The organism is Candidatus Poriferisocius sp., from assembly GCF_965208475.1.
In the GTDB taxonomy this organism is placed as follows: Bacteria; Actinomycetota; Acidimicrobiia; order Acidimicrobiales; family Bin134; genus Poriferisocius.
The window spans coordinates 3,009,756-3,033,125 of the sequence record NZ_OZ242338.1; the positions used below are offsets into that span (position 1 = coordinate 3,009,756).

18 protein-coding genes and 1 tRNA gene are annotated in these 23,370 nt (G+C 64.4%); 4 read left to right on the plus strand and 15 right to left on the minus strand.

The window, feature by feature from the left end; all coding sequences use genetic code 11:
• Positions 1–21: 21 nt before the first annotated feature.
• Positions 22–402 (minus strand): anti-sigma factor antagonist, encoded by a 381-nt coding sequence (locus tag ACOGXA_RS14010; RefSeq protein ID WP_419924480.1) that lies wholly within the window; start codon positions 400–402, stop codon positions 22–24.
• A gap of 127 nt (positions 403–529) precedes the next feature.
• Here ACOGXA_RS14010 and ACOGXA_RS14015 point away from each other — a divergent pair, with 127 nt between their 5' ends.
• The 3 genes from ACOGXA_RS14015 (at position 530) to ACOGXA_RS14025 (ending at position 2,404) form a co-directional block, all read left to right on the plus strand.
• Positions 530–895: a response regulator gene (locus tag ACOGXA_RS14015; RefSeq protein ID WP_419924481.1), complete on the plus strand. Its 366-nt coding sequence runs from the start codon at positions 530–532 to the stop codon at positions 893–895.
• Between the two features lie 96 nt (positions 896–991).
• Positions 992–1,068: transfer RNA gene (locus ACOGXA_RS14020), tRNA-Pro, on the plus strand.
• A 49-nt stretch (positions 1,069–1,117) separates the two neighbouring features.
• Positions 1,118–2,404, plus strand: coding sequence for an amidohydrolase family protein (locus tag ACOGXA_RS14025; protein WP_419924482.1), 1,287 nt, complete (start codon positions 1,118–1,120; stop codon positions 2,402–2,404).
• Here the strand turns inward: ACOGXA_RS14025 and ACOGXA_RS14030 are convergent.
• The 14 genes from ACOGXA_RS14030 to ACOGXA_RS14095 form a co-directional block, all read right to left on the minus strand.
• Entirely contained in the window at positions 2,394–3,323 is a 930-nt protein-coding gene (locus ACOGXA_RS14030) for an SDR family NAD(P)-dependent oxidoreductase (RefSeq protein ID WP_419924483.1), read from the minus strand. The genes ACOGXA_RS14025 and ACOGXA_RS14030 overlap by 11 nt on opposite strands.
• A complete protein-coding gene (locus ACOGXA_RS14035; protein ID WP_419924484.1) occupies positions 3,323–4,561 on the minus strand; it encodes a CaiB/BaiF CoA transferase family protein in 1,239 nt (412 codons plus the stop codon). The genes ACOGXA_RS14030 and ACOGXA_RS14035 overlap by 1 nt, the downstream gene beginning before the upstream one ends.
• On the minus strand, positions 4,558–5,661 hold the full coding sequence (locus ACOGXA_RS14040) for an amidohydrolase family protein (RefSeq protein ID WP_419926988.1): 1,104 nt from the start codon (positions 5,659–5,661) through the stop codon (positions 4,558–4,560). The genes ACOGXA_RS14035 and ACOGXA_RS14040 overlap by 4 nt, the downstream gene beginning before the upstream one ends.
• Positions 5,662–5,695: 34 nt before the next feature.
• On the minus strand, positions 5,696–7,072 hold the full coding sequence (locus ACOGXA_RS14045) for an MFS transporter (RefSeq protein WP_419924485.1): 1,377 nt from the start codon (positions 7,070–7,072) through the stop codon (positions 5,696–5,698).
• 50 nt (positions 7,073–7,122) lie between these two features.
• On the minus strand, positions 7,123–9,153 hold the full coding sequence (locus tag ACOGXA_RS14050) for an ABC transporter permease (protein WP_419924486.1): 2,031 nt from the start codon (positions 9,151–9,153) through the stop codon (positions 7,123–7,125).
• 3 nt (positions 9,154–9,156) lie between these two features.
• Positions 9,157–10,374 carry a quaternary amine ABC transporter ATP-binding protein gene (locus tag ACOGXA_RS14055; protein WP_419924487.1) on the minus strand — a complete coding sequence of 406 codons (1,218 nt, stop codon included), beginning with the start codon at positions 10,372–10,374 and terminating at the stop codon, positions 9,157–9,159.
• Between the two features lie 33 nt (positions 10,375–10,407).
• Positions 10,408–12,543 (minus strand): glycine betaine/L-proline ABC transporter substrate-binding protein ProX, encoded by a 2,136-nt coding sequence (gene proX / locus ACOGXA_RS14060; RefSeq protein ID WP_419924488.1) that lies wholly within the window; start codon positions 12,541–12,543, stop codon positions 10,408–10,410.
• A gap of 138 nt (positions 12,544–12,681) precedes the next feature.
• Positions 12,682–13,566, minus strand: a complete 885-nt coding sequence (locus ACOGXA_RS14065; RefSeq protein WP_419924489.1) for a DUF6576 domain-containing protein — start codon at positions 13,564–13,566, stop codon at positions 12,682–12,684.
• Between the two features lie 2 nt (positions 13,567–13,568).
• Positions 13,569–15,839: an arylsulfatase gene (locus ACOGXA_RS14070; RefSeq protein ID WP_419924490.1), complete on the minus strand. Its 2,271-nt coding sequence runs from the start codon at positions 15,837–15,839 to the stop codon at positions 13,569–13,571.
• Between the two features lie 25 nt (positions 15,840–15,864).
• Positions 15,865–17,526, minus strand: coding sequence for a flavin-containing monooxygenase (locus ACOGXA_RS14075; protein ID WP_419924491.1), 1,662 nt, complete (start codon positions 17,524–17,526; stop codon positions 15,865–15,867).
• Between the two features lie 25 nt (positions 17,527–17,551).
• Positions 17,552–18,805: a cytochrome P450 gene (locus ACOGXA_RS14080; RefSeq protein WP_419924492.1), complete on the minus strand. Its 1,254-nt coding sequence runs from the start codon at positions 18,803–18,805 to the stop codon at positions 17,552–17,554.
• Positions 18,806–18,827: 22 nt separating this feature from the next.
• On the minus strand, positions 18,828–19,916 hold the full coding sequence (locus tag ACOGXA_RS14085; protein ID WP_419924493.1) for an extracellular solute-binding protein: 1,089 nt from the start codon (positions 19,914–19,916) through the stop codon (positions 18,828–18,830).
• Positions 19,917–19,992: 76 nt separating this feature from the next.
• The gene (locus ACOGXA_RS14090; protein WP_419924494.1) at positions 19,993–21,213 is read right to left on the minus strand and encodes a cytochrome P450; all 1,221 of its coding nucleotides are present in this window, start codon (positions 21,211–21,213) and stop codon (positions 19,993–19,995) included.
• Between the two features lie 15 nt (positions 21,214–21,228).
• The gene (locus ACOGXA_RS14095; RefSeq protein ID WP_419924495.1) at positions 21,229–22,008 is read right to left on the minus strand and encodes a class I SAM-dependent methyltransferase; all 780 of its coding nucleotides are present in this window, start codon (positions 22,006–22,008) and stop codon (positions 21,229–21,231) included.
• A gap of 114 nt (positions 22,009–22,122) precedes the next feature.
• On the opposite strand from ACOGXA_RS14095, the gene ACOGXA_RS14100 reads away from it, so the two are divergent.
• A complete protein-coding gene (locus ACOGXA_RS14100) occupies positions 22,123–23,364 on the plus strand; it encodes an acyl-CoA dehydrogenase family protein (protein WP_419924496.1) in 1,242 nt (413 codons plus the stop codon).
• Positions 23,365–23,370 lie beyond the last annotated feature (6 nt).

Below are 23,370 nucleotides of genomic sequence, written 5' to 3' on the forward strand. Positions count from 1 at the left end.
CGAGGTGTTCGCACAATGGGGTTAGAGCGCCTCTGGAGTGTCGGGGTTCAACAACAGGGCCAATGCCTCTTCTGAGGTTTGAGCTACCGGAACGATCCGGTCGAAGCCGGTGGTGTGCAGCAGGCGGGCCAGAGCCCCCTCCCCGCAGGCCACCACAACCTCGCCATCAGAATCGCGGATTCGTCGGATTCCACCGATCAGCGCGCCCAAACCGGCCGAGTCCATGAACGGAACCGATCCCAAGTCGATGAGCAACCGAGGTGCAAGGGCCAAGTCGCCGATGCGCTCCCGGAAATGGGCCACGGTGTAGGCGTCAATCTCGCCGCGGGGGCGGAGCACCACATGAGTGTCTAGTTCTTCGACGTCGATCTCAAGCAAAGCGCCTCCCCTGTGACCGACCATGATGCTAACGCGAGACGGCTGCAATGCCATCGGCCAACCTGGCTGCCAGGCAAATGATCTGCGGACTGCTGCTGATCCCGACATCCCCAACCAGTTGCCGCGGCCGCAGATTGGGTACCATCAGCGGGTGACCCAGGTGCTCTTGGCTACTGACAGCGACTCGGTACACAGCGCGGTGGACGCCGCATTGGGAAGCGACAAAACCGACATCGCCAGGGTGCGGACCGGCGTGGAGGTGCGAGCCGCGGTGCGGGAACAACAGCCCGACGTGGTGATCTGCGATCTGCAAATCGGCAACATGGGGGGCATGGCGACGTGCCTGGACCTGCGGCTAGAGGCGGAGATGGGGCGGGTGCCGGAGACCCGGGTGCTGATGTTGTTGGATCGCGAGGCCGATGCTTACCTGGCCAAGCAGTCGAGAGCAGATGGGTGGTTGGTGAAGCCTTTGGATGCGGTGAGTGTGCAGCGGGCTGTGTTGGCGGTTTTGTCGTAACCATCATCCTCCGGTGGGGTGGCGGGCGCCCTGAGCCGGGCCACCCCACCATCCCACCTATGTTGAATTCGCACCCCATTGGTATTGTGTGTGGGACGGGCAGTGGCGCAGCTTGGTAGCGCGCTTCGTTCGGGACGAAGAGGTCGTCGGTTCAAATCCGGCCTGCCCGACCAAATGTCTCCTTGAGCTTGCTTGGCTATTGTCTGGGCAAAGGGGGCGGACATGACTGAGAACTATCTGGTGATCTCCTCGGACTGCCATGCAGGGCTGCCGAATTCGGAGTATCGCAACTATCTAGAGGCCAAGTACCACGATTCTTTCGACCAGTTCTTGGTTCAGCGGGAGGCGATCCGCAACCAGGGCAACATCATGGGCAATGCCGAGTTCGAGGAGGAGTGGTTCGGGGAGAACGAGGAAGGGCTGCGGGGTGGTTGGAATGCGGCCCGGCGGGATGCGGAGTTGGATGGCGACGGGGTTGCGGGCGAGGTGATCTTTCCCGATGCCGACGCAGTTACCGGGGGCGCCTCGGCACCGTTCGGAGCGGGGCTGGGCATGTCGTTTGCCGAGAACCCGGAGCTGCTGATGGCCGGGGCTCGGGCTCATAACCGGTGGCTGGCCGAGCTTTGCGGCGACAGCCCCGAGCGGCGAGCTGGGGTGGCGGTGGTGCCGATCATCGACGATGTGGACGCGGCGGTGGCTGAAATCACCCGGGCCCGGGAGTCGGGGCTTCGGGGCGGCATCCTCATCGCCTCCATGTGGAACGAGGGCCCCGGCTACCACGACCGCCGCTATGACCCGGTTTGGGCAGCCTGTCAAGACCTGGAGATGCCGGTCCACACCCACTCTGGCGCAGCTCCGCGGGCCGAATACGGCACCGGGCCCGGATTCATCGGCATGTACGTGGCCGAGGTCCGGTGGTGGACCACCCGGCCGCTGTGGTTCTTGCTGTACTCCGGGGTGTTCGAGCGGTATCCCGGACTTCGCTATGCGGTCACCGAATGCGGCTGCTTCTGGGCCGCCGACATGCTGTGGACCATGGATGCCACCTATTCCCGCGAGAACGGAGGCGCCCAGAAGCTGGCATCCGACGCCTACGGGCACCTGAGCCTGAGTCCCAGCGACTACTTCGACCGCAACTGTGCCATCGGGGCATCCAATACCCGTCGGCGGGAGTTGGCCCGGCGCTTCGAGATCGGCGTGGGCAACATTATGTGGGGCAACGACTTTCCCCATCCGGAAGGCACATGGCCCCACACCCGCAAATCACTGGCCCAGGCCTTTTGGGATATTCCCGCCGATGACACCGCCGCCATCCTCGGGCTGAACGCGGCAGAGTTCTACGGTTTCGACACCGAGGCGCTGGCCCCGCTGGTCAGCCGAATCGGCCCGACCCCCGAGGAACTGGGTCAAACCGACGCAGCGGGGGCAGCAGAAAAGTGGGAGGCGCTGGCCACAGCAGGGCGGCCGTGGATTACCGGCGTTGAGGCGGTTCCGCTGTCTATGAGTTGATCCCGAACCGGCGGGCCGGGTGTTGGAAATGGGGCATTACGGAACGCTGCATGTGGTCGTTGGTGGATTTGGGGACGGTGAAGTTGGTTAGGTCGATGACTTCATCCCAGTTATCACGGTAGGACTCGGGGGTGGGGTTGAGATCGGTGTGGCCTGGGCTGGCGATCCAGGCGAGGCGAGCCATACGGGGGCCGTCGACGGTGAACGACTCGCCGGTCGCAGGGCAGTCTTCGTGGGCCAGCCATATCACGGCGGGGGCGACGCTTTCGGCGGTTATGTGGGCGTCGATGATGGGGCCGAATTCTTCGCCCGAGCGGTCGGGGCTCTTGTCGGTCACCGCCCAGGGCAGCGCGCAGTTGACCTGCACGCCGTGATAGCGGCCCTCTCGGGCCAGCGTGCGGGTAAGGCCCATCACCCCGGCTTTGCAGGCGGCGTAGGCGGCTTGGCCTCTCAGGCCCCACACCGCTCCGGATGACACATTCACCACCCGGCCATAGCCCTGCTCCACCATGGTGGGCCACAACGGCCACAGCACATGGCACGGGCCCATCAGATGGATGGCGATCATCTCCTCGAACAACTCTGGCCCGGACTCCGGCGTCATAGCGGCGAACTGGGCCGCCCGGTTCACGCCGGCGTTGTTGATCACGATGTGAACGGTTCCGAATGCGTCTAGGGCCTGTTCCGCTAGGGCGACCCCGCCCTCGGGGGTGGTCACGCTGTGATGGTCGGCAAGCGCCGCTCCTCCGGCTGCGGTTATCTCTGCGACAACGGCATCGGCGACTTCGGCCACGATGTCGTTGACCACCACTTGGGCGCCCCGCTCGGCCAGCAGCAGGGCGTAGGCCCGGCCCAAACCCTGGCCCGCGCCGGTAACCACTGCGGTGCGTCCCTCGAATCGAAGTGACGAAAGCGCCATCAGCCAATAGCACCATCGGCCCGGAGCTCGGCCAGCGTCTCATCACTCAAACCAAGCTCAGCGGCCAGCACCTCGTCGGTGTGCTCGCCCAGCCACGGCGGGCGGGTGTCGGGGCCTTCGCTAACGGCCGACATCTTCACCGGATTGCCGGAGGTCAGCACCGGGGTGTCGGCGTCGGGGCGGGGTATCTCCACCATCATGTGGCGGGCGGCCACATGGGGATCGTCGATCACGTCGGGCGCCTCGAATACCGGGGCGGCGGCCAGACCGGCAGCGGCCAAGTCGTTGGCGGCTTCTACCGTTGTTCGGTCCCCCGCCCAGGAGCGGACCGCAGCCCGAATCTCATCCAGATGCTCCCGCCAACCGTCGCGGGTTGAGAATCGCTCGTCTTCTAGCCATTCGGGGCGGCCGATGAGATGGCAGAGTCGCTCAAACTGGTGCTCCCGGCCGATCTGCATCACCAGTTCGCCGGAGTCGATGGGGAAGCCGTCGTTGATGATCGCGGTGGGAATCCGGGGATCGGCCCCCAGCGACCAGTAGTTGGGCACCATGTCGCCGAAGGCCACCATGGCGTCGAACATGGAGATGTCCACGTGCTGGCCGTGGCCGTGGCGCTCCCGCTGGCGCAGGGCCATGAGCACCCCGATCACGGCGTAGAGGCCCGAGCCAGTGTCGCCCAATGCGCCCACTGGGGACACTTTCACGTTCTCGCCCTCGGCCCGGTTGATGGCGTAGAGGCCGCCCATGGCCTCGGCGATGGGGGCATAGGCCGGCCAGTGGCCATAGGGCGACTGGCTCAGGTTCCCGAACCCCGATACCGACAGATAGATGAGGCCGGAGTGGAGCTGGGCCAAATCGTCGTAGCCCAAGCCGGTCTTGGCCAGCGTGCCGGGTTTGAGGTTTTCGGCCAGCACATCGAATCTCGGAATCATTCGGCGGATGAGGTCGATGGCGGCGGGATTCTTCAAGTCCATCCCCACCGAGCGCTTGTTGAGGTTGTTCCGAATATAGGTGCCGCCCACCGGTCGGCCGTCGGGATCAGCAATACCGGGGGTCGAGCCCCGGCCCAGGTCGCCCCGTACCGGGTGCTCGATCTTGACCACCTCGGCGCCCATGCGGGCCAAGAGCTGGGTGGCGTAGGGCAGCGACTGCATTTGCTCGATGGCCAGCACTCGGATGCCGTCGAGCGGCTTGCCGTTGGCTGCGTGCTCGGGGGCAGTGATGTCGCCCACTCTCATGATGCTGCTCCGTGGCCGTAGATGCGAAGGGCGTTGCCGGCCAGGATGGCGTGGCGCTCATCGTCGGGCACACCGTCGAAGTGATCTTTGATGGTGGTGCGGGAGTTGGGCCAGTCGGACCCTCCGTGGGGGAAGTCGCTAGACCACATCATCTGGGTTACCCCGATGTGGTGGCGGTTGATGATGCCGTAGCGGTCGGTGATGAACGTGGAGGCGATGTTTGTTTCGAAGTAGTCGCCGGGCAGACGCTGGATGGGGGCCCGGGTAGCGGGGTTGGCCCGGCGAAAGCGGTCGTCCATCTGCTCCCGCAGGTAGGGGAACCAGGAGCTATCGGTTTCCACCGCCAGGAACTGGAGGTTGGGATAGCGGTCGAACACACCGCCCTCGATGAGCTGGGTGATCCGCACCGGCATGTCGAAGAAGCGCATCGACCCGGTGAGCTTCATCTTGGCCACATCGCCCTGGGCGTGGGTGGCAAAGCCCACATGGATGGAGAGGGGCAGGCCAGCCTCGGCTGCGGCGGCGAACACCGGGTCATCATCAGCGGTCAACATCTCATCCCCGCTAGGCCATCGCCCGAGCATTGCCCCCCTGATGCCCGGAAGTGCAGCCACCCGTTGCATCTCGGCCACCGCGGTTGCCGCCCCGACATTGGGCAAAATGGCCACTCCCCACAGGCGGTCGGGGTTGTGGGCACAGAAGTCGGCCAGCCAGTCGTTGTAGGCCCGGATGCAGGCGACATGGAAATCAACGTCTTCGCGGTGCCAAACAAGCTGGTTGCCGATCCGGGGAGTGGGATACAAGACCTCCAAGTCCACGCCGTCTTGGTCTTGCTCGCCGATCCGGGCAGCCGGTTCATAGCCCCCGCCCCGGACGTCTGACCACCTGACCCAACCCGAACGCTGCTCGGCGGGCAGGCCTGCCGAGCAGTTGCCGCCGAAGTTGATGGGATCGTGAGCCCCTTCGAGAACCCACCCATCTCCCTGCTCGAAGCTCTCCATTCGCGGGGCACGATTCCTGTAGCGGCCCGGCACCCGATCGGCCCACAGGTCGGGCGGCTCATTCACATGGGAGTCGGCCGACACCAACTGGTACTCCATCACGCCGCCACCGTACCCGCCCGAATCGGCGTGTTCATGGTGAGGAAGCGGTCAGCGAGCGGCGGGGCAGGGTTAGGGAGACGGCTACGCCTAGCGCTGACAGGACGATCAGCACGGTCCAGACCTGGTTGAAGCGGTTGGCCAATTCGGTGTCGGACACGTTGCCCAACAGGCCGAAGACAATGGCCAGCCCGGTCAGCGCTCCCACTTGGCGGGCGGTGGACAGCACCCCCATGCCCAGGCTGTAGGTGTCGTTGTCGAGGTCTCGGGCCCCGATGGCGTTGATCATGGGAAGCCCCATCCCCCATCCGCCGATACCGCCCAAGATGATCGGCAAGAAGTACTCCTGCCAGTAGGCGGGGTCAGTACCGGGAACCAGACGCAGCCATACCACTGCAATGGTGGTCATGGACATGGCGGCGATGGTGATGGTGCGCTCGTCGAAACGGCGGCTCAGGTGCCCGGCGGCCACGCTGGCCAGGGTGGCGGCCGCGGGAAATGGCAACAGAGCAAGCCCTGCCTTGAGAGGCCGGTAGTCCCATACCTGTTCGAGATACTGGATCATCATCACGAAGTAGGGGAACAGGAAGCCGGGAATGGCGGTGGCGATGAACAGTGCCCGGCGATAGGTTCGCAGCTTCAGCAAGCGGGGTTCGACGATGGGCGCAGGGTGGCCCAGAATCCGCTGCCGAATCAGCGGGATCAGCACAACTGCCAGCGCGAACGCCACGACGATGCGAGGGTCGCTCCATCCCCACGTCCGACCTTGCACCAGGCTCAAGGTCAAGAGGCCGAGGCTGCCCGCGACCATGAATGCGCCGACAAGATCGGGAAATCGCGACGTGACTTTGCGCTCGGTGTCGGTCAACAAGGTCCGTGCGGCCAGAAACGACGGCGCTCCAATGATCACGCTCAACACGTAGGCGGCCCGCCAGCCCCAAATATCGATCAGCCCCCCGCCCACCAACGGAGCCAAGGCCCCGGCAATGCCGCCGACGGCCGTCCAATTGGTTATGGCCCTGGTCTGATCGTCCTCTGGCCACACCGCCAGGATCAGCCCGATGGACGCCGGCATCACGAAAGCCGAGCCGGCCCCCTGCACCGCCCGGCACAGCACCAGAACCCAGAGTTCCGGCGCCAGCCAGCCGCCCACCGCGCCAAGGACGAACAGGGCCAAACCAACAAGGAAGGCCTGCTTGCGGCCCGAGCGGTCGGCGAGGCGGCCGGCCGCCACCACGAACGTGGCCAGCGAGATGGAGTAGGCACTGAGCACCCAGGCGGTTGCGGTACGGCTGGTGCCAAAGCCCTCCTCGATGCCGCCAAGAGCCAGCGGTTGCAAGGTGGCGTCCATGGTGACCAGGAACACCGCCCCCATGCACACCCAGAAAACCGCCCAATGACGCGCCAGCACAGCCCCCAACCGTATGCGCCCTGGGTTGCCGGCTTTAGATGCAGGGAGGGCTAGGCACCAGCCGTGGCACCATCGGCTGCTTCGCGCTCGTCAAGGCTGCGCTGGCGCATGCGGCCTAGGGTCGTGCCGATCACCAATCCACAGCCCATCAAGACGGGTAGCGCGCCCGCACCGGTGAAGATGCCGTTCACCGACACCCGCAGGAAGCTCACGACCCAGGCCGCCACTCCGAACAGCATGGCTGTAGCCACCCCCAGCGTGAGGGCATCCCACAGTGCATTGGCTCGCGGCGCGACGCCAGCAAGCAGAACGACTGCGGCCAGGGCGATGGCAATGATCAAGATGCCCCACCCGAGGGTTGGGCCTTGATCATCGAAGCCGTCATAGCGATTGGGTTCCTCTCGGGCTTCCCCGATCACTTGGGCGATCAGCGATGCGCTCACCCCTCCAGGTGTGGGGTTGGCCCTTTCCTCGTCGATGAGCTTCTGCTGTTCGGGGGTAAAGGCATTGGGCCGCTCGTCATTGACCCAGTTGGAGAAGGAACCGATGACGAGCAAGCCCACCGCAAAGGCACCCAGCGCCATTCGGACCACGACAGCGCTGGCCTTTGTATGGCCAGGACGGTGATTGCGCCACGACAGCAATCCGCCGAGCAACAGGATCACACCGCTTACCAAGGCCAAATACACGCCGGTGCCATGGCTAGTGGGTCCGGCTAGGTCGTGGGCGGCGATGGTCAGGTAGAAGATCATCAATCCGGTTACAGCCACCCCGGTGAACACCAAGCCTGATGGTGCAGGCAACCACGAAGACCAGCGCTCCCTGACCCTGAGCAACACCAGCGCGGACAACAGTGCCACAATCACGCCAACGACGAACACGATGATCCCGAACCAACTCCCTCCGGTGGCGTCGGTGCCGCTGAAGCTGCCATCCAACAACTGGTCGTCGGGTCGGGCGTAGCTGCTGATTCGGCCAGCGCCATCAACCCAAGTCATGAAAGCGCTGACTATGGCCACGATTCCCCCGACCAGGCCGACTCCTCCCGCCACTGCCATCGCCGGTTTGAGCGCGGGCCGACGCGGACGGGCAACCGGCTCGGGCTCGGGAGCGGCGGCCGGCTCGGCGGATGGGACGTCGGGAACTACGTATCGACCTCGAATGGCCGCTCCCATCTTGCGGAAAAGAGTCCGGTCGTCGGATGGGTCGGGCTGGCTCAGCCGGTCCATAACCACCCCTACCAGATACAGCGCCAAACCCGATGCCGCACCGAGAGCGGGGTCGGCCGTGTTGATCCCTCGCAGCACCAACTGACCTAGGCCACCGCCGGCGATAACCGCAATAATGCCGACGAACGACAAGGACAACAACAGCACCTGATTGACCCCGGTCATAATCGCCGGGCGGGCTAAAGGAAGCTGCACATCGGTCAGCACGCGGAGGTTGGAAGCCCCATAGGACTTGGCGGCCTCGACGACGTCGCCGGGAACCTGGCGGATTCCCAGGTTGGTAAGTCGGATCATGGGCGGCAGGGCGAAAACCATGGTGGCGACGGTGCCGCCCACCGGGCCGGTACCGAAGAAGAAGATGATGGCAATCAAGTACGTAAAGGCATGGACCAGCTGCATTCCGTCCAACACTGGTCTGGTGATGTTCCACACCCTGTCATTGCGGGCGCACAGCACTCCATAAGGCAAGCCGATGGCCACGCAGACTATGACCGCAACCAAGATGATCCCGATGGTCTGCATGGTGAACCGCCAGTAGTCCGGCCCCAGCACTCCGCACAGGAATATGCCCGCTGCCGCCCCGAGCCCCACCTTCACGTCTCGCACCAAGAAACCGATAACCACGAAAACAAGCAGCATGAAGGGCCAAGGAATGGCGAGCAGAATGTCGTCGGTGATCAGATCAAGCAGGTTCTCAAACGGCCATTTGAACACGTTGAAAACCGACTCGCCTTCGATGTTGAGCCAGTCGATGCTCTCTTCAACCCACCGCCCGAACGGGATTTCCCAGCGGTCTAGCCATTCTTCATTTCTCCAACCGGAGTCGAACCAGCTCTCAGCAACCACTCCCACGGGCTAGACCCCTTCTCCGGTCAGATCAGCCGCTTTGACCTGCTCGGCCTTGGACTCGATCTCACCCAGTTCGGCCAGCACGTCCAGCGCATAGAGGCGCCCCTCGAGCACACCCTGATCGTTGACTACGGCCACCAACTCACCCTTGGCGCAGAGCTCATAGGCCTCCACCAACGGTGCGGTGCGAGAGGTGATCCCAAATTCGGTTCTCATCACCGTCTCTACCCCTGACTGCTGGGAGGCGGAGAGCAAATCACGGGTGATCACGCCGCAGGGCTTGCCTTCGTCGTCCACACAGAACACGGCGGCTCTGGCGCCGAGCGTGGACAGCGCCTCCCCTACGGTTGTGCCCAGCGTGACCGGCGTGGGTTTGGTCATCACGCTCTCAACCTGGAGCACCCGTCCCTGGTCAACATCCTTGACGAACTCGGCTACGTAAGCGGTTCCCGGATTTCGCAGAATCTCCTCGGGGGTGCCGATTTGCACCACCGCGCCGTCCTTCATGATGCAGACCCGGTCGCCCACCCTCAGGGCCTCATTGAGGTCGTGGGTGATGAACAAGATGGTCTTGTGCAGCATTTCGCCTTGCATGGCCAGCAACTCGTCTTGCATCTGGCGGCGAATCAGGGGGTCGAGGGCGCTGAACGCCTCATCCATGAGGAGAATATCGAGATCGGCGGCCAATGCCCGGGCCAGCCCCACCCGCTGCTGCATGCCGCCGGACAGCTCGCGGGGGAACGACAGGTAGTACCGATCCAAGCCCACCAGCTCGAGGGCTTCCAAGGCGAGCCGGCGGCGCTCATCGGTACCCACCCCATTGACTTTGAGGCCATAGGCCACGTTGTCGACCACCGTGCGGTGGGGAAAGAGGGCGAAGTGCTGGAACACCATGCCCATTTTCTCGCGGCGAAATCGCTCCAGATCTCGCTGGCTCAACGTGCCGATATCGATGCCATCCACCACAACCGTTCCGGCGGTGATGTCATGGAGCCGATTGACCGTTCGGATGGCGGTGGATTTGCCCGAACCGGACAATCCCATGATCACAAAAATTTCGCCGTCCTCTACTGAGAAGCTGACGTCGTGCAGGCCGACTACGTGATCGGTTGCGGCCTGGACGTCGTCCTTCATGACCCCCGATTGGGCCATCTTCAGGGCTCGCCCTTTCGGGCGAGCCCCAAAGATCTTGAAGACGTTGCTCAGCTCAATTCGGGAGCTCACGGCGTCGTACCTAGAAGCGATCAGCCCCTGCCATCATCCTGATGCTCGGGCTTCGGCGAGCCATTCGTCGACGGTGGACCGGTTGGCGGAGATCCACTCGTCGGCTGCTGCCTGCACGTCGGCTTCGGTGTTGGCCCCTCCGTCGTAGGCCAGGTTCTGCAAGGCGATGTCGATCACCGGAATGGTGACCACCTCCAGCAGCTTGGCCGCCGCCGGGTTCGCCACCAGGAACTCGTTGGTGGCCACCACGCGGATGTCGGCGGCCACGAAGCCCATCTCGCAAGGCTGGCCCGGGCACTGATCGGCCGGCAGGGCCGCCGCGCCCACCTGAGACGGCAGCGGGTCGCCCAAAGACAGCCAGATCACATCGGACCCCGGCACCAGCTCGGCGGTGAACGCACCCGGCGTCCAGATGTACTGCAAGATCGACTCGCCCCGGTTGTAGCGGCCCACCGAGTCGGCGAACAACGCCGCGTGCTCCGCCGACACCTGCTCGATCGTGTCCTCCCAGCCGTTCTGGGCGATGGTGTCGTTGATAACCACCTGACAGCCCCAACCATCGTTGCAGCCCATCAGATCGGCCCGGCCGTTGCCGTCGATGTCGAACAACGCCGCCATCTCCGGGTTGTCGCCGATGTCGTCGAGCATCGTGATCCCATTGGCCTCCGCAGTGGCCTTGTCCACGATGAAGCCCTGCAAACCACCGGCCACGATCTCGCTGCCGATCGGCTGCACCAAATCATCGACCCCGGCATCGTCGATCAACGTGGCGTGGATCGGGAACCAACCGTTCACCCACAAGTCGTACTCGCCCTCGCCCAACGCCGGATAGAACGTCGCCGGAGCCAACTCGGCCTCCGAAGGATCAGACACCTCATAGCCCAACTCCTGCAACAACGTCCGATAAATCGCCGCCTGCATATAACCCGTCGACCAATTCGCCCGAGCCATCGACACCGACACACCCTCACCAGGCACATCGCTCATCGCTTCTCCTGGTTCCGGGGCGGGGGCAGGCGTGAACCCACTGGCGCTTCGGGCTTCGGCGAGCCATTCGTCGACGGTGGACCGGTTGGCGGAGATCCACTCGTCGGCTGCTGCCTGCACGTCGGCTTCGGTGTTGGCCCCTCCGTCGTAGGCCAGGTTCTGCAAGGCGATGTCGATCACCGGAATGGTGACCACCTCCAGCAGCTTGGCCGCCGCCGGGTTCGCCACCAGGAACTCGTTGGTGGCCACCACGCGGATGTCGGCGGCCACGAAGCCCATCTCGCAAGGCTGGCCCGGGCACTGATCGGCCGGCAGGGCCGCCGCGCCCACCTGAGACGGCAGCGGGTCGCCCAAAGACAGCCAGATCACATCGGACCCCGGCACCAGCTCGGCGGTGAACGCACCCGGCGTCCAGATGTACTGCAAGATCGACTCGCCCCGGTTGTAGCGGCCCACCGAGTCGGCGAACAACGCCGCGTGCTCCGCCGACACCTGCTCGATCGTGTCCTCCCAGCCGTTCTGGGCGATGGTGTCGTTGATAACCACCTGACAGCCCCAACCATCGTTGCAGCCCATCAGATCGGCCCGGCCGTTGCCGTCGATGTCGAACAACGCCGCCATCTCCGGGTTGTCGCCGATGTCGTCGAGCATCGTGATCCCATTGGCCTCCGCAGTGGCCTTGTCCACGATGAAGCCCTGCAAACCACCGGCCACGATCTCGCTGCCGATCGGCTGCACCAAATCATCGACCCCGGCATCGTCGATCAACGTGGCGTGGATCGGGAACCAACCGTTCACCCACAAGTCGTACTCGCCCTCGCCCAACGCCGGATAGAACGTCGCCGGAGCCAACTCGGCCTCCGAAGGATCAGACACCTCATAGCCCAACTCCTGCAACAACGTCCGATAAATCGCCGCCTGCATATAACCCGTCGACCAATTCGCCCGAGCCATCGACACCGACACACCCTCACCAGGCATCGACATATCATCGCCCGCCGGCTCAGGTGCTCCTTCGCCGTCGGGTGCGGTTTCTTCCGAGCCATCAGGTGCTGTTTCTTCCGGCGCCGGCGCCGGCGATGGCGTCGAGTCGTCGTCATCGTCGTTGCCGCAACCAGCAACCACCAGTCCAAAAGCCAAAAGAATGGCAACCAAAACCTGCCAGTGGTTTCGCTCTCTCATTGGTATCCCTCCAATTGAATCAAAGCTTGACACGCCGAAAAGCGCGGCAACCCGCCTGTGGGGGGAACACCCTAATATGATCTGGCGTTTAACGCTAGAGCGTCTCGAAACGACACTCTGACCAGCATAAATCAATCCCTAGCGGCGACGGCGTAGCCGGCGGGCGTGCGCTTCGAGTTGCTTGCGCTGCTTGCGGGACAAGCTGTCGAGGCCTTGGCTGGCCACCTGATCGAGGAGGGCGTCGATCTCAGGGCTCACACTTTCGCCGGCTGATGTCACCGCTTGCAGATGATTGCGGCCCCGCTCCCTGCGCCGCGATCTCGGGTGGCGGGAGCGGCCGGAGGACTGGCTCGATCCGGACGCCGGCGACAGCTTCGGGATCCACGTCAGATTGGTGGCGTAGCCGAATGCTCGAATGCCAAACAGGGCCACTGCCACCGTGCAGGCCAACACGATAAGGGCAAACCAATTGCGGTTGCCGAGGGCTTGGATGGCGTCGAGCGCGACGATAACCACGGCGATCACCCAGCCGGGAATGCCGGGCCAGAACCGGGCCTGGGCGTACTGGGCGGCAAAGGCCACCAACACCCCGACTTCCACCATTCGCAGGCCAGCCACATAGCCGGTGATGCCCGTTCCCGCCTCGACCGCAGTCACTATCACCGCGGGGACGAGCGTGAGGGCAATGAGGAAGAACGCAAACCGCCAGCGCCCCAGCAGGGATTCGATCTGGGAGCCCAGCATGTAGAAGATGGCGAACAGGATGATGGTCCAGAAGTCAGGTTCGTTGGGGATCGGCCAGGTGACGAGACGCCAGACATCGCCTTCCAGCACGCTCCCGTACGAATAGCCCTCCGAAAACAGAACCAATCCGCTAAAGATCGGCCCAAAGCGGCCCTCGACCGCCCAGATGATCATGGAAATAACACCGAGGCCGACCACAAAGACTGTGGTGGAAACCGCGAAACCGCCGATGCGGAACCAAGGATCGTCACTATGGCCGAAACGCCGGGCGGAGTACATGGCTACTGATGGCGCATGGCGTGGGCCATCTCAGCGTGGAAGTCGAATGGGGGCGGCGGGCCGGTCTCGATGGTCAATGATGCCATGGCCTCGGGGCCCGGAGCGGGCGGGTTGTAGTCGTCGCACACCGGGAAGGGACGGCCATAGCCCACAGTGAGAAAGGCGCCATCGGGGGCCCAGTTGGTGGGCAGGGGCACCGGTTTCGATCCCCGGCCGATTTCGGCGTCGTCGGCGTTGAGCGTGACCGTGAACAAACCGTCGTCAGTCGGGGTGACCACAGCGCTGAGAAAGCGGGAACCGATCGGGACCATGGCCGCAGCCCGGTGCTCTCGCCCATTGACTACCGCCACCCAGCGCAACTCGCCATCGGCCACAAACAGCGCCCAGCCCGAGATCCAGTCGCCCTGCTCGCAGATGACCCCGGAGGCGGCCTCGGGCACGCCGTCGGGGAAGGCGGCCACCGCCCGGTAGCCGCCGAACTGCACTGGCCCCGAGGCCTCATGCACCATGTCGCCGGGGACCAGTTCGTAGCGGGATTGCAGCGACATCCACGGCATGAACATGTGGGCGATGCGATTGACCGCGGTGTCGTCGAGGGGCAGCACCCCGTTGCGGTCGGCCTCGGCGTTCCACAGCTCCACCAACTCGGCCACCCTCGCGGGATGCTGGTCGGCCAGGTTCTTCGATTCGGTGGGATCGGCTGCGGTGTCGAACAGCTCCCAGCGGTCTTGGGCAAAATCATGGCTGCCCACAATGGCATCCCGCTCAGCGGCGGTGAGCTGGTTCACATGGTTGGTGACCGCCTTCCACCCCTGGTGGTACATGGCCCGGCTGCCCCAGCACTCGTAGTACTGGCTAGTGCGGTGGTCGGGGGCGCCTGAGTCGTTGAGCACGGCCCGCATGGTGGCGCCGTCGAATGATATCTGCTCCACGCCGCTGAGGGTTCGGGGGGGCGACACCCCGACCAGATCCAGAATTGTGGGCATCACATCGGTCACGTGGCAGTACTGGTGGCGCAGCTCGCCCTGGGCGGCGAGCCCGGCCGGCCAGGACAGAATCAACGGGTCGCGCACACCGCCCTCGAAGGTGTAGCGCTTCCACCGGCGAAATGGGGTGTTTCCGGCCAGCGCCCACCCCCAGGGGTAGTGCCCGGAAGAGCGAAACCCGCCGAGATCGCCGTAGTGGGAAAGCTCTAGCTCCAAGTCGTCGGGTTCGTCGCTGATGTAGTGGCGGATCTGGTTCCAGCTTCCGTTGGGGCCGCCCTCGGCCGAGGTGCCGTTGTCGGAGATGAGGGCGATGACGGTGTTGTCGGCATCGCCAGAGCGCTCCAGATGGTCCAAAAGCCGGCCGATGTGATGGTCGGCGTGGCTCAGGAAACCGGCGTACACCTCCATCATGCGGGCATACAGCCGCTGGCGGTCGGGATCAACCTCATCCCAGGGTTCTACCCACTCGGGACTGTCCGACAGCTCCACGTCGGAGGCGATGACCCCCATTTCCTTCTGGCGGGCCAGCACCTCCTCCCGCCAAACGTCCCAGCCTCGGTCGAACTGCCCGGCGTAGCGGTCGATCCACTCGGGGGGCGCCTGGTGGGGGGCGTGGGGCGTACCGGTGGCGTACCACATCATGAACGGCCGCTCAGGGTCGGCCAGCCGCAGGTTTCGCAGGTAGGCGATGGCCTGGCCGGCCAGGTCGCTGTCGAGGTGGTACCCCTCCTCGGGAGTGGCCGGAGGTTCTATATATGTGGTGTCCCGGATGAGCTGGGGGGTCCATTGGTTGGTCTCCCCGTTGAGGAAGCCGTAGTAGTGGTCGAACCCGACCCCGGTCGGCCACGTGTGGTACGGCCCAGCCGGCCGCTGGTCGCGGGGGGTGAGATGCCACTTGCCCACCGCGTAGGTAGCCCAGCCCTCGGCCCGCAGGTACTGGGACAGGGTTCCCGCCGATGCGGGGATCTCCCCGGTGTAGCCGGGGAAGTTGACGGGCATGTCGGTGAGCATGCCCACCCCCACCCGGTGATGGTTGCGCCCGGTGAGCAAGCAGGCCCGGGTGGGCGAGCACACCGCGGTGGTGTGGAAGTTGGTGAACCGCAATCCTCGAGCGGCCAGTTGGTCGAGATTGGGGGTGTCGATGTCAGAGCCGTAGCACCCGAGTTGGGCAAAGCCGAGGTCGTCCAGCACGATGACCAGCACGTTGGGGGCATCGGGATCATACGGCCGTTGCGTGGGCGGCGAAGTTGACTCGGCCAGAGTGAGCCCAATGCGGTGTTCGGTCATGGGACCAGAAGATAGGCGATGGCCGTTATCCAGTGAGGGCGAACCCCTCATAGCCGTCGGCGGCCACCTGGTCGCACTTCTCGGCATAGGGAGGGAAACCGGGCAGGGGCATGAACACCCGGGTCTTGCCGGGGATGTTGGCCCCCAGATACCAGGAATTGCAGGTGGGGTAGAGCGTATAGCTGGCCACCAGGTTCACATGGTCCACCCAGGCCTCGGTGGCCTCCTCGGTGGCCTCGATATGGCGGTGGCCGTTGGCCTGCATGTAATCGATGCAGTCGCCAATCCAGTCCACGTGCTGCTCAATGCACACGATCATGTTGGCCAGCACCGAGGGGCTGCCCGGGCCGGTGATGGTGAACATGTTGGGGAATTGGGGCACTCCCAGCCCCAGGTAGGTGCGGGGTCCGGCATACCACTGCTCGGAGAGGGGAAGGCCGCCTCGTCCTTGGATGTTGATGCGGAGCAGCGAGCCGGTCATGGCGTCGTAGCCGGTGGCGAACACGATCACGTCGAGGTCGTAGCTGGTGCCATCGGCAGTGCGCAGGCCATCGGGGGTGATCTCGTCGATGACGTTCTCGCTGATGTCCACCAGGGTGACGTTGTCGCGGTTGAAGGTGACGAAGTAGTCGGTGTCGAGCACCAAGCGCTTGCAGCCGATGTAGGTGGTGGGGATGAGCCGGTCGGCCACTTCGAGGTCTTTGACCGTCTCGCGGATCTTCTCCTTCACGAAGTCGGCGGCGACGTGGTTGGCCTCCGGTGTGCGGGCGATATCGCCGTAGGCGCCGAGGAAGGCGAAGCCACCCATCTCCCAGCGGGTTTCGAACTCCTTGAACGCCTCCTCGACCTCCACTTCGAGCACCGAGCCCTCGTTCCAGTCGAAGCGGGCACCGAGTGCGCCTTGCTGGGTCTTGTTCTGCTCCCGGAGCCGGTGGTAGTCGGCCTTGACCTCGGCCTGCTCCGCCGGGTCTAGCGGGTGGTTGCGGGCCGGGATGGCGAACTGCGGCGTGCGCTGGAACACGGTGAGGTGCTCGGCGGTCTCGGCAATGACCGGGATGGCCTGGATGCCCGACGACCCGGTGCCGATGACCCCGACCCGCTTGCCGGCGAAGTCTATGCCCTCTTTGGGATACCGGCCGGTGTGGCACACCTCTCCTTGAAACGTGTCGATACCGGCAATGTCGGGAACGTTGGAAGAAGACAGACAGCCCACCGCGGTGATGAGGTACTGGGCGGTGACATGGTCGGTGTCGTCGGCATTGGGGGCGTGGTTGTGGTCGATGTGGTCGATTGAAGGGGCGCTGCTTACGTGCCAGTTCTCCGATTCCTCGTCAAATGCCGCTCTGGTGACCTTGGTGTTGAACTGTATGTCCCGATACAGGTCGTATCGCTCGGCAACGTGCTGGGCATAGCGGAGAATCTCCGGCTGGCCGGGGTAGCGCTCGGTCCACTCCCATTCCTGCTCCAGTTCGGGGTCGAAGCTGTAGCAATACTCCAGGCTCTCCACATCGCAGCGAGCCCCGGGGTAGCGGTTCCAATACCAGGTTCCCCCCACGTCGTCGCCCCGCTCGTACACCCGGGCGGTCAAACCCATCTGGCGGAGCTTGTGGAGCATGTACATGCCGGCAAAGCCCGCGCCTATCACAACGGCGTCATAGTGGACAGGGTTTTGATCGTTGGTGCTCATCATTGCCTCTCAGGAGCTGGCGGGCTCAGGCTGCGGGGCGGAGCTTGTATCGCACCGGCAGCTTCTTGGTGCCGACAATGAGGTTGGACTCAGTGCGAACGGCCGGACCGGCGGGCTCGAGCTCGATCACCCGCTCGGCCAGTTGCGTTATGAGGGCCTGGGTGCTGGCCCGGGCCAGGTGGGCACCCAGGCAGTAGTGCTCAGCCCAGCCGAAGCCCAGATGGCGGTTGGGATGGCGGCCGATGTCGAAATCGTGGGGACGGTCGAACACCGCTTCGTCCCGGTTGCCCGAGGCGTAGAGCAGCATCAAGAAGTCGCCTTCTTTCACCGGTTGTCCAGCCACGGTCGCATCGGCCATGGCGGTGCGCTTCATGTAGTTGACCGGGGTGGACCATCTGACGACTTCCTCCACCGCATCCTTGGCCAACTCGGGGTGCTCGCGCAGCCGCTGGAGCTGATCGGGATGGGCCAGAAACGCCTCCAGAGCTCCCGACAGGGCATTGCGGGTGGTGTCGTGGCCGGCGACGAACACGATGAGGTAGTAGCCGAAGGTCTCGATCTCTCCCAATGGCTCGCCGGTGGGGAGATGGGCGTTGGCCAGCATGGAGGCCAAATCATCGGTGGGACTGGTTCGGCGGTCTTTGATGATGCGGTCGAACATGGCATAGAACTCCACGCCCATCTCTTGGCTGGCCTCGTAGCGGCTTTCGGCCTCTCGCCGGTAGTCCGGGTCGTCGCCAGACAGGAGCTGCTGGGTCAGCACCAGAAGGCGCTCTTCATCGTCGCGGTCGATGCCCAGAATCGTGGCCAATACCCGCAGCGGATGCCTCTGGGCGATGATGTCCACGAAATCGCACTCGCCATCGGCCCCCAGGCTGTCTAGCAGGGCCTTGGCGCTGTCGTTGACAATCTGGTCTAGCTGGCTGATTCCCCGAGGGGTGAAGAAGCCACTGGCCACCTTGCGGTAGAGCCGGTGATCGGGCGGGTCCATGCTGATAATCGTCCGCATGTCGCTGATGGCGCTCTTCCCCTTTTTCTGGTCGGCCACCTGCTGGTCGCTCAGCACCACGATTCCGTCGGCTTCGTTGCTGAACAACTCGGGCTGCATCGACACCTCGATGATGTCGGCGTGGCGGGTGATGGCCCAGAAGTCCTGGAAGCCCTCGGGCTCGCACCGGTGCACGGGAGAGTTCTGGCGCAACCAGGCCAACTGCCGGTGAGGCTGTCCATTGGCGCCGTAGCGCTGGGGGGAGATGAGATCTAGGGGGTCTACGTCCACGGTGAAACGTTAGTGGACCGTCTTATCTGTTGGTAATACCGCTCTTTTGGATGATGTCTTCGGAACCTTGGAAGCCGCCGCCCAGGGCGTCGAAATCGACTGAGCCGATGGAGAGAGAAGCCAGGGGCGGGAGTACGGGGTTGGGTTCGACCCCCCCGGCCAGGGGGTACTCGTAGGTGTTGCGGGTGAAGTAGCGCTGGACCGACGGTGAGAGCAGGTAGGCGACAAGGCCCTCAGCCGCTTCTCGATCTCTCACACTGGAGGTCATGGCGGCAGCGGTGATGATGAGCAACGAGCCGATGTCTTCGGCAGACAGGTCGTAGTTGGACGCCCGATGCTCAGAACCGGCTGCCTCGGCATCTGCTGCCATCCGGTAGTTGTAGTAGTGGTTCACGAGGCCCACATCGATTTCGCCCCTGGCAACGGCTTCCACGATGGCCACATTGTTGGGGTAATAGCGGGCGCCGTTGTCCACCATGTCGTCTAGCCACCCGGCGGCTACCGCGTCGCCGTATTGGTCGCGGAAAACGGTGAACCAATCGAGGAACGAGCCATTGGTGGCGGGTATGGCCACCCTGCCCCTCCACTCCGGCTCGGTGAGTTCCAACACAGAGGTGGGCAGCTCAGAGGGCGACACGCTGTCGAGGTTGTGAACCAACACTCGCTTGCGGCCTGAGAATCCGATCCAGTTGCCGTTGCCCCCTCGATGCTCGTCGGCTACCAGAGCGAGCACGCTGGAGTCCATTGGCGTTAGGAGGCCCTTGGACTCAAGGAAACCTACCGGGCCCGGCGACCGGGAGATGAACACGTCGGCGTCGGTGCGATCGCCCTCCGTGTCGATCAGCAGGGCCAGATCAGTGGATGAGGCCCAGCGAACCCGCACGGAGGTGCCGGATTCGCAGGCGAATGCGTCCAGCACCGGCTTGATCAGGTTCTCACTGCGGCCGGAGTAGACGGTGACCGACGATCCGTTGTCGTCGGCGCAAGTGTCGTCGTAGATGCTGGCGGCGACGCCGTCCAACTTGGTGCCGCCGTTGCCGCCACAAGCGGCGGAGATGAGGGCAACGACCAAAGCTGCGCCAGCCAGTCTGAAACACGAGATCCTTGTCATGGGTGCGGAACCCTAGGGTGGCCGCCATAGGATGTCAAGTTAGCCTAACATTTTGTGTGCAGAGAGCGAGACACCCCTAGGCCGCGGGTTTCACCGACTTCCAGCGCAAGGGCATCTCGGCATAGCCATCGATGAGATTGGAGTGCAGCCGGGGAAGAGTGCTGGGATCGTCCACCCCCAGTTCCAAGCCCTCGAAGCGGCCGATGATGGCCTCAAACATCATCTTGGCCTCCAAGCGGGCCAGCGATGCCCCCAGGCAGAAGTGAGGGCCGCCCGCGCCGAAGGCCACATGCTGGCTGGCGTCACGGGTGACGTCCAGGGTGTCGGGGTTATCGAACGCCCGCTCGTCGCGATTGGCCGAGCAGTACCACAGCACAACCGGCTCGCCCGCCTTGATCCGTTGCGACCCCACCATGGTGTCGTGTCGGGGCCGGCGCACGAACTGCATCACCGGGGTGGTGTAGCGCAGCAATTCCTCGATGGCGTTGGGAATGAGGGACGGGTCGTCCCGCAGCAGCCGCATCTGGTCGGGATGGCGCAGCAACTCCATGGTTCCGGTGGTTATCAGGTTGCGAGTGGTCTCCGATCCAGCGTTTTGGAGCAGCATGAAAAAAGCATCGATTTGGATCTGATCCAGAGATTCCCCGTCAACCTCCCCCTCCATCAGCACGCTGATGAGGTCGTCGTGGGGCTCCTTCTTGCGGATCTCGCACATTTGATCGGCGTAGGCAAACATATTCATGCTGGCCTCCTGCTGCTCCTCGGGGCTGAACCGCTCGTCGAACCCGAAAGTCATCTCGGTCCAGTGGAAAATCTTGTGGCGATCTTCGGTGGGCACACCCACCAGATCGGCGATCACCTGCAAGGGCAGCTCCACCGCGATGTCTCCGGCCATCTCGCAGCTCGTCCGAGCGGAAACCTGGTCGATGAGCCGATCCACAGTGGCCTGGATGTTGGCCTCCAGATCCCGTACCCGTCGGGGGGTGAAACCCCGGTTGATGATCTTGCGCATTTTGGTGTGGTCGGGCGGATCGAGGCTTATGAGCATTCCCGAAGTGAACTCGTCGTTGGCCGCCGGAGGCTGGTCCTCGGCCATGAAGGGGTTCGGCTGGCTGCTGAAGCACTCAGAATCGCGCGACACCCGTTGCACGTCGGCATGGCGAGTAACACTCCAATAGCCCCCCCATACGGGGTGCTCGTGCCATGACACCGGCGCGTCGTCGCGCAGATGGCGGAAATAGCCGTAGGGGACACCTTCACTAAAGGTGGCCGGGCTCCAAAGATTCAACGGTTCCATTTACATCTCCCAGGATCAGGGCTTTCGGCCAATCACGGCTATTGAGACAGTGCTCATCATGACAAATCCGGGCGCTCGAACCTGAGCCAGGGCGGTGTCACCGTCTTCGCGGGTCACCAAGCCGGCTTCCACCAGCCGGGGAATGGCCCGCTCCAAGGCCATGAACCACCACTCCCCTCCCGGCTCGCCCGGTCGCATGGCCCACACGTCGCCGATGATGTCGATGTCGGCTGCTCCCAGATCACGGAAGCGCCCGACCAATCGCACCCCGTAGTCGGCGTCGCGCCACTCGGTCGTGGTTCCCGAGGACACATAGCGATGGACGGTGGCGTAGGGCTCTGGTAGCGACTGCTCGGCAAACGAGGCGAATGCGCCGTCCTCGGCTACCAGCCAGCCACCGGGAACCAGGGCATCCCACAGTTTCTCGATCACCAGGTCGCGCTCGGGAAGGTGTTGGAGCACGGCCCGGGCGTGAACGAGGTCGAACGCCGAGGCGGGCGCGGGGTCGCGGGTCACGTCGTGCTGCTCCACCGTCACATTGGGCAGCACCTCACGGTGGAACTGGAGATCGACGTCGGTGGACCACACTGAGCCGTCGGGGCCGACCCTGCGACCCAGCCAGGCCGACACCGTGCCGGCGCCCGCGCCCACCTCCCAGCATCGCCATCCGGGGCTCAACCCGGTGCTGTCCAGAATGCGGCGAGTGCGGGGGTCGCGGGCCTCGGCCAACATCACGAGGCGGTTGCGCTCGATCTCCACCTCCTCGTCGCGAACCCCATATCGATCATCGGCCATAGGTGCTCCCCCTCTGTGCTCGCCGGCGCACTGTCATCGTGGGCCACTACTTCTCATGGAGGCCATTTGTGCTTCCCCTCTGATTCTGTCGAGGTAATACCGTATCGTCGCAACGTGGCCGAGCACTTAGAAGACACCTTGGAGAAGGCCGCGTTCCGAGCCGAGGTGCGGGCCTGGCTGGAAGCCCGAGCACCTTTGCGGGAGGACGGCGACGGCTGGTCGACTCGGACCACCCACCCCGACGAGGCTGCGGAGAGAGCCCACATGGACCGGTGCCGGGCGTGGCAGCGGGAGCTGCACGACGGCGGATGGGCGGCCATCGACTGGCCTGTGGACCGGGGCGGCCGGGGCGGCGAGCGGTGGCAACGGCAGATCTTCCAGCAGGAGGCCGCCAATTTCGACGTGACCAGCGGATTCCTCGCCGCGGGGATCGCCTTGGCCGGCCCGGCCATCGGCGCCTTCGGGACCGAGGAGCAGAAGGCCCGCCACCTCAAGCCCATGCTCCGGGGCGACGTGGTGTGGTGCCAGCTATTCAGCGAGCCCGGTGCCGGGTCGGATCTGGCCAACCTGGCCGCACGAGCCGACCGCGACGGCGACGAGTTCGTGGTGAACGGGCAGAAGGTGTGGAACTCCTCAGCCCACCTGTCGGACTGGGGGATCCTGCTGGCCCGCACCGATCCCGACGCCCCCAAGCACAAGGGGATCACATTCTTCTTGGTCGACATGGCCACCCCCGGCGTTGAGCCCCGGCCGATTCGCACCATCAACGGATCGGCCCACTTCAACGAGGTCTTCTTGAGCGACGTGCGGATCCCGGCCGAGAACGTGGTCGGCGAGGTGAACAGCGGTTGGGCGGTGGCCCGGCTGGTGCTGGCCAACGAGTCGACCATGATCGGCGGCGGCATGGACCGGGCCGACAGCGCGTCCAACCTGATCGCCTTGGCCCAGCGGTGGGGCGCGGCCCAAGACCCGATGGTCCGCCAAGAGTTGGCCCAGGCCTACACCAAGGAGAAGCTGTTGGATTGGATGGGCCGGCGGTTGCAAGAAGATGTGCGCGGAGGTCGCCAGCCCAGCTTCGACGGCTCGGCGCTGAAGGTCTACTGGTCGGAGAGCCGCCAGCACCGGGGCAACCTCGGAGTGGGGATGCTCGGGGGGTACGGGGTGGCCGGCGATCACGCCGACACGGCGGTGTGGGCCAATGAGGCGCTGAACCGGTTCTGGGGGTCTATCGGCGGGGGAACCGACGAGGTACACCGCAACAACATGGCCGAGCGAGTGCTGCGGCTGCCACCTGAACCCCGGGTGGACAAGCACGTCCCGTGGCGGGATCAGGTGGGCGGGCCGGGCTCAAAATGACTGCCA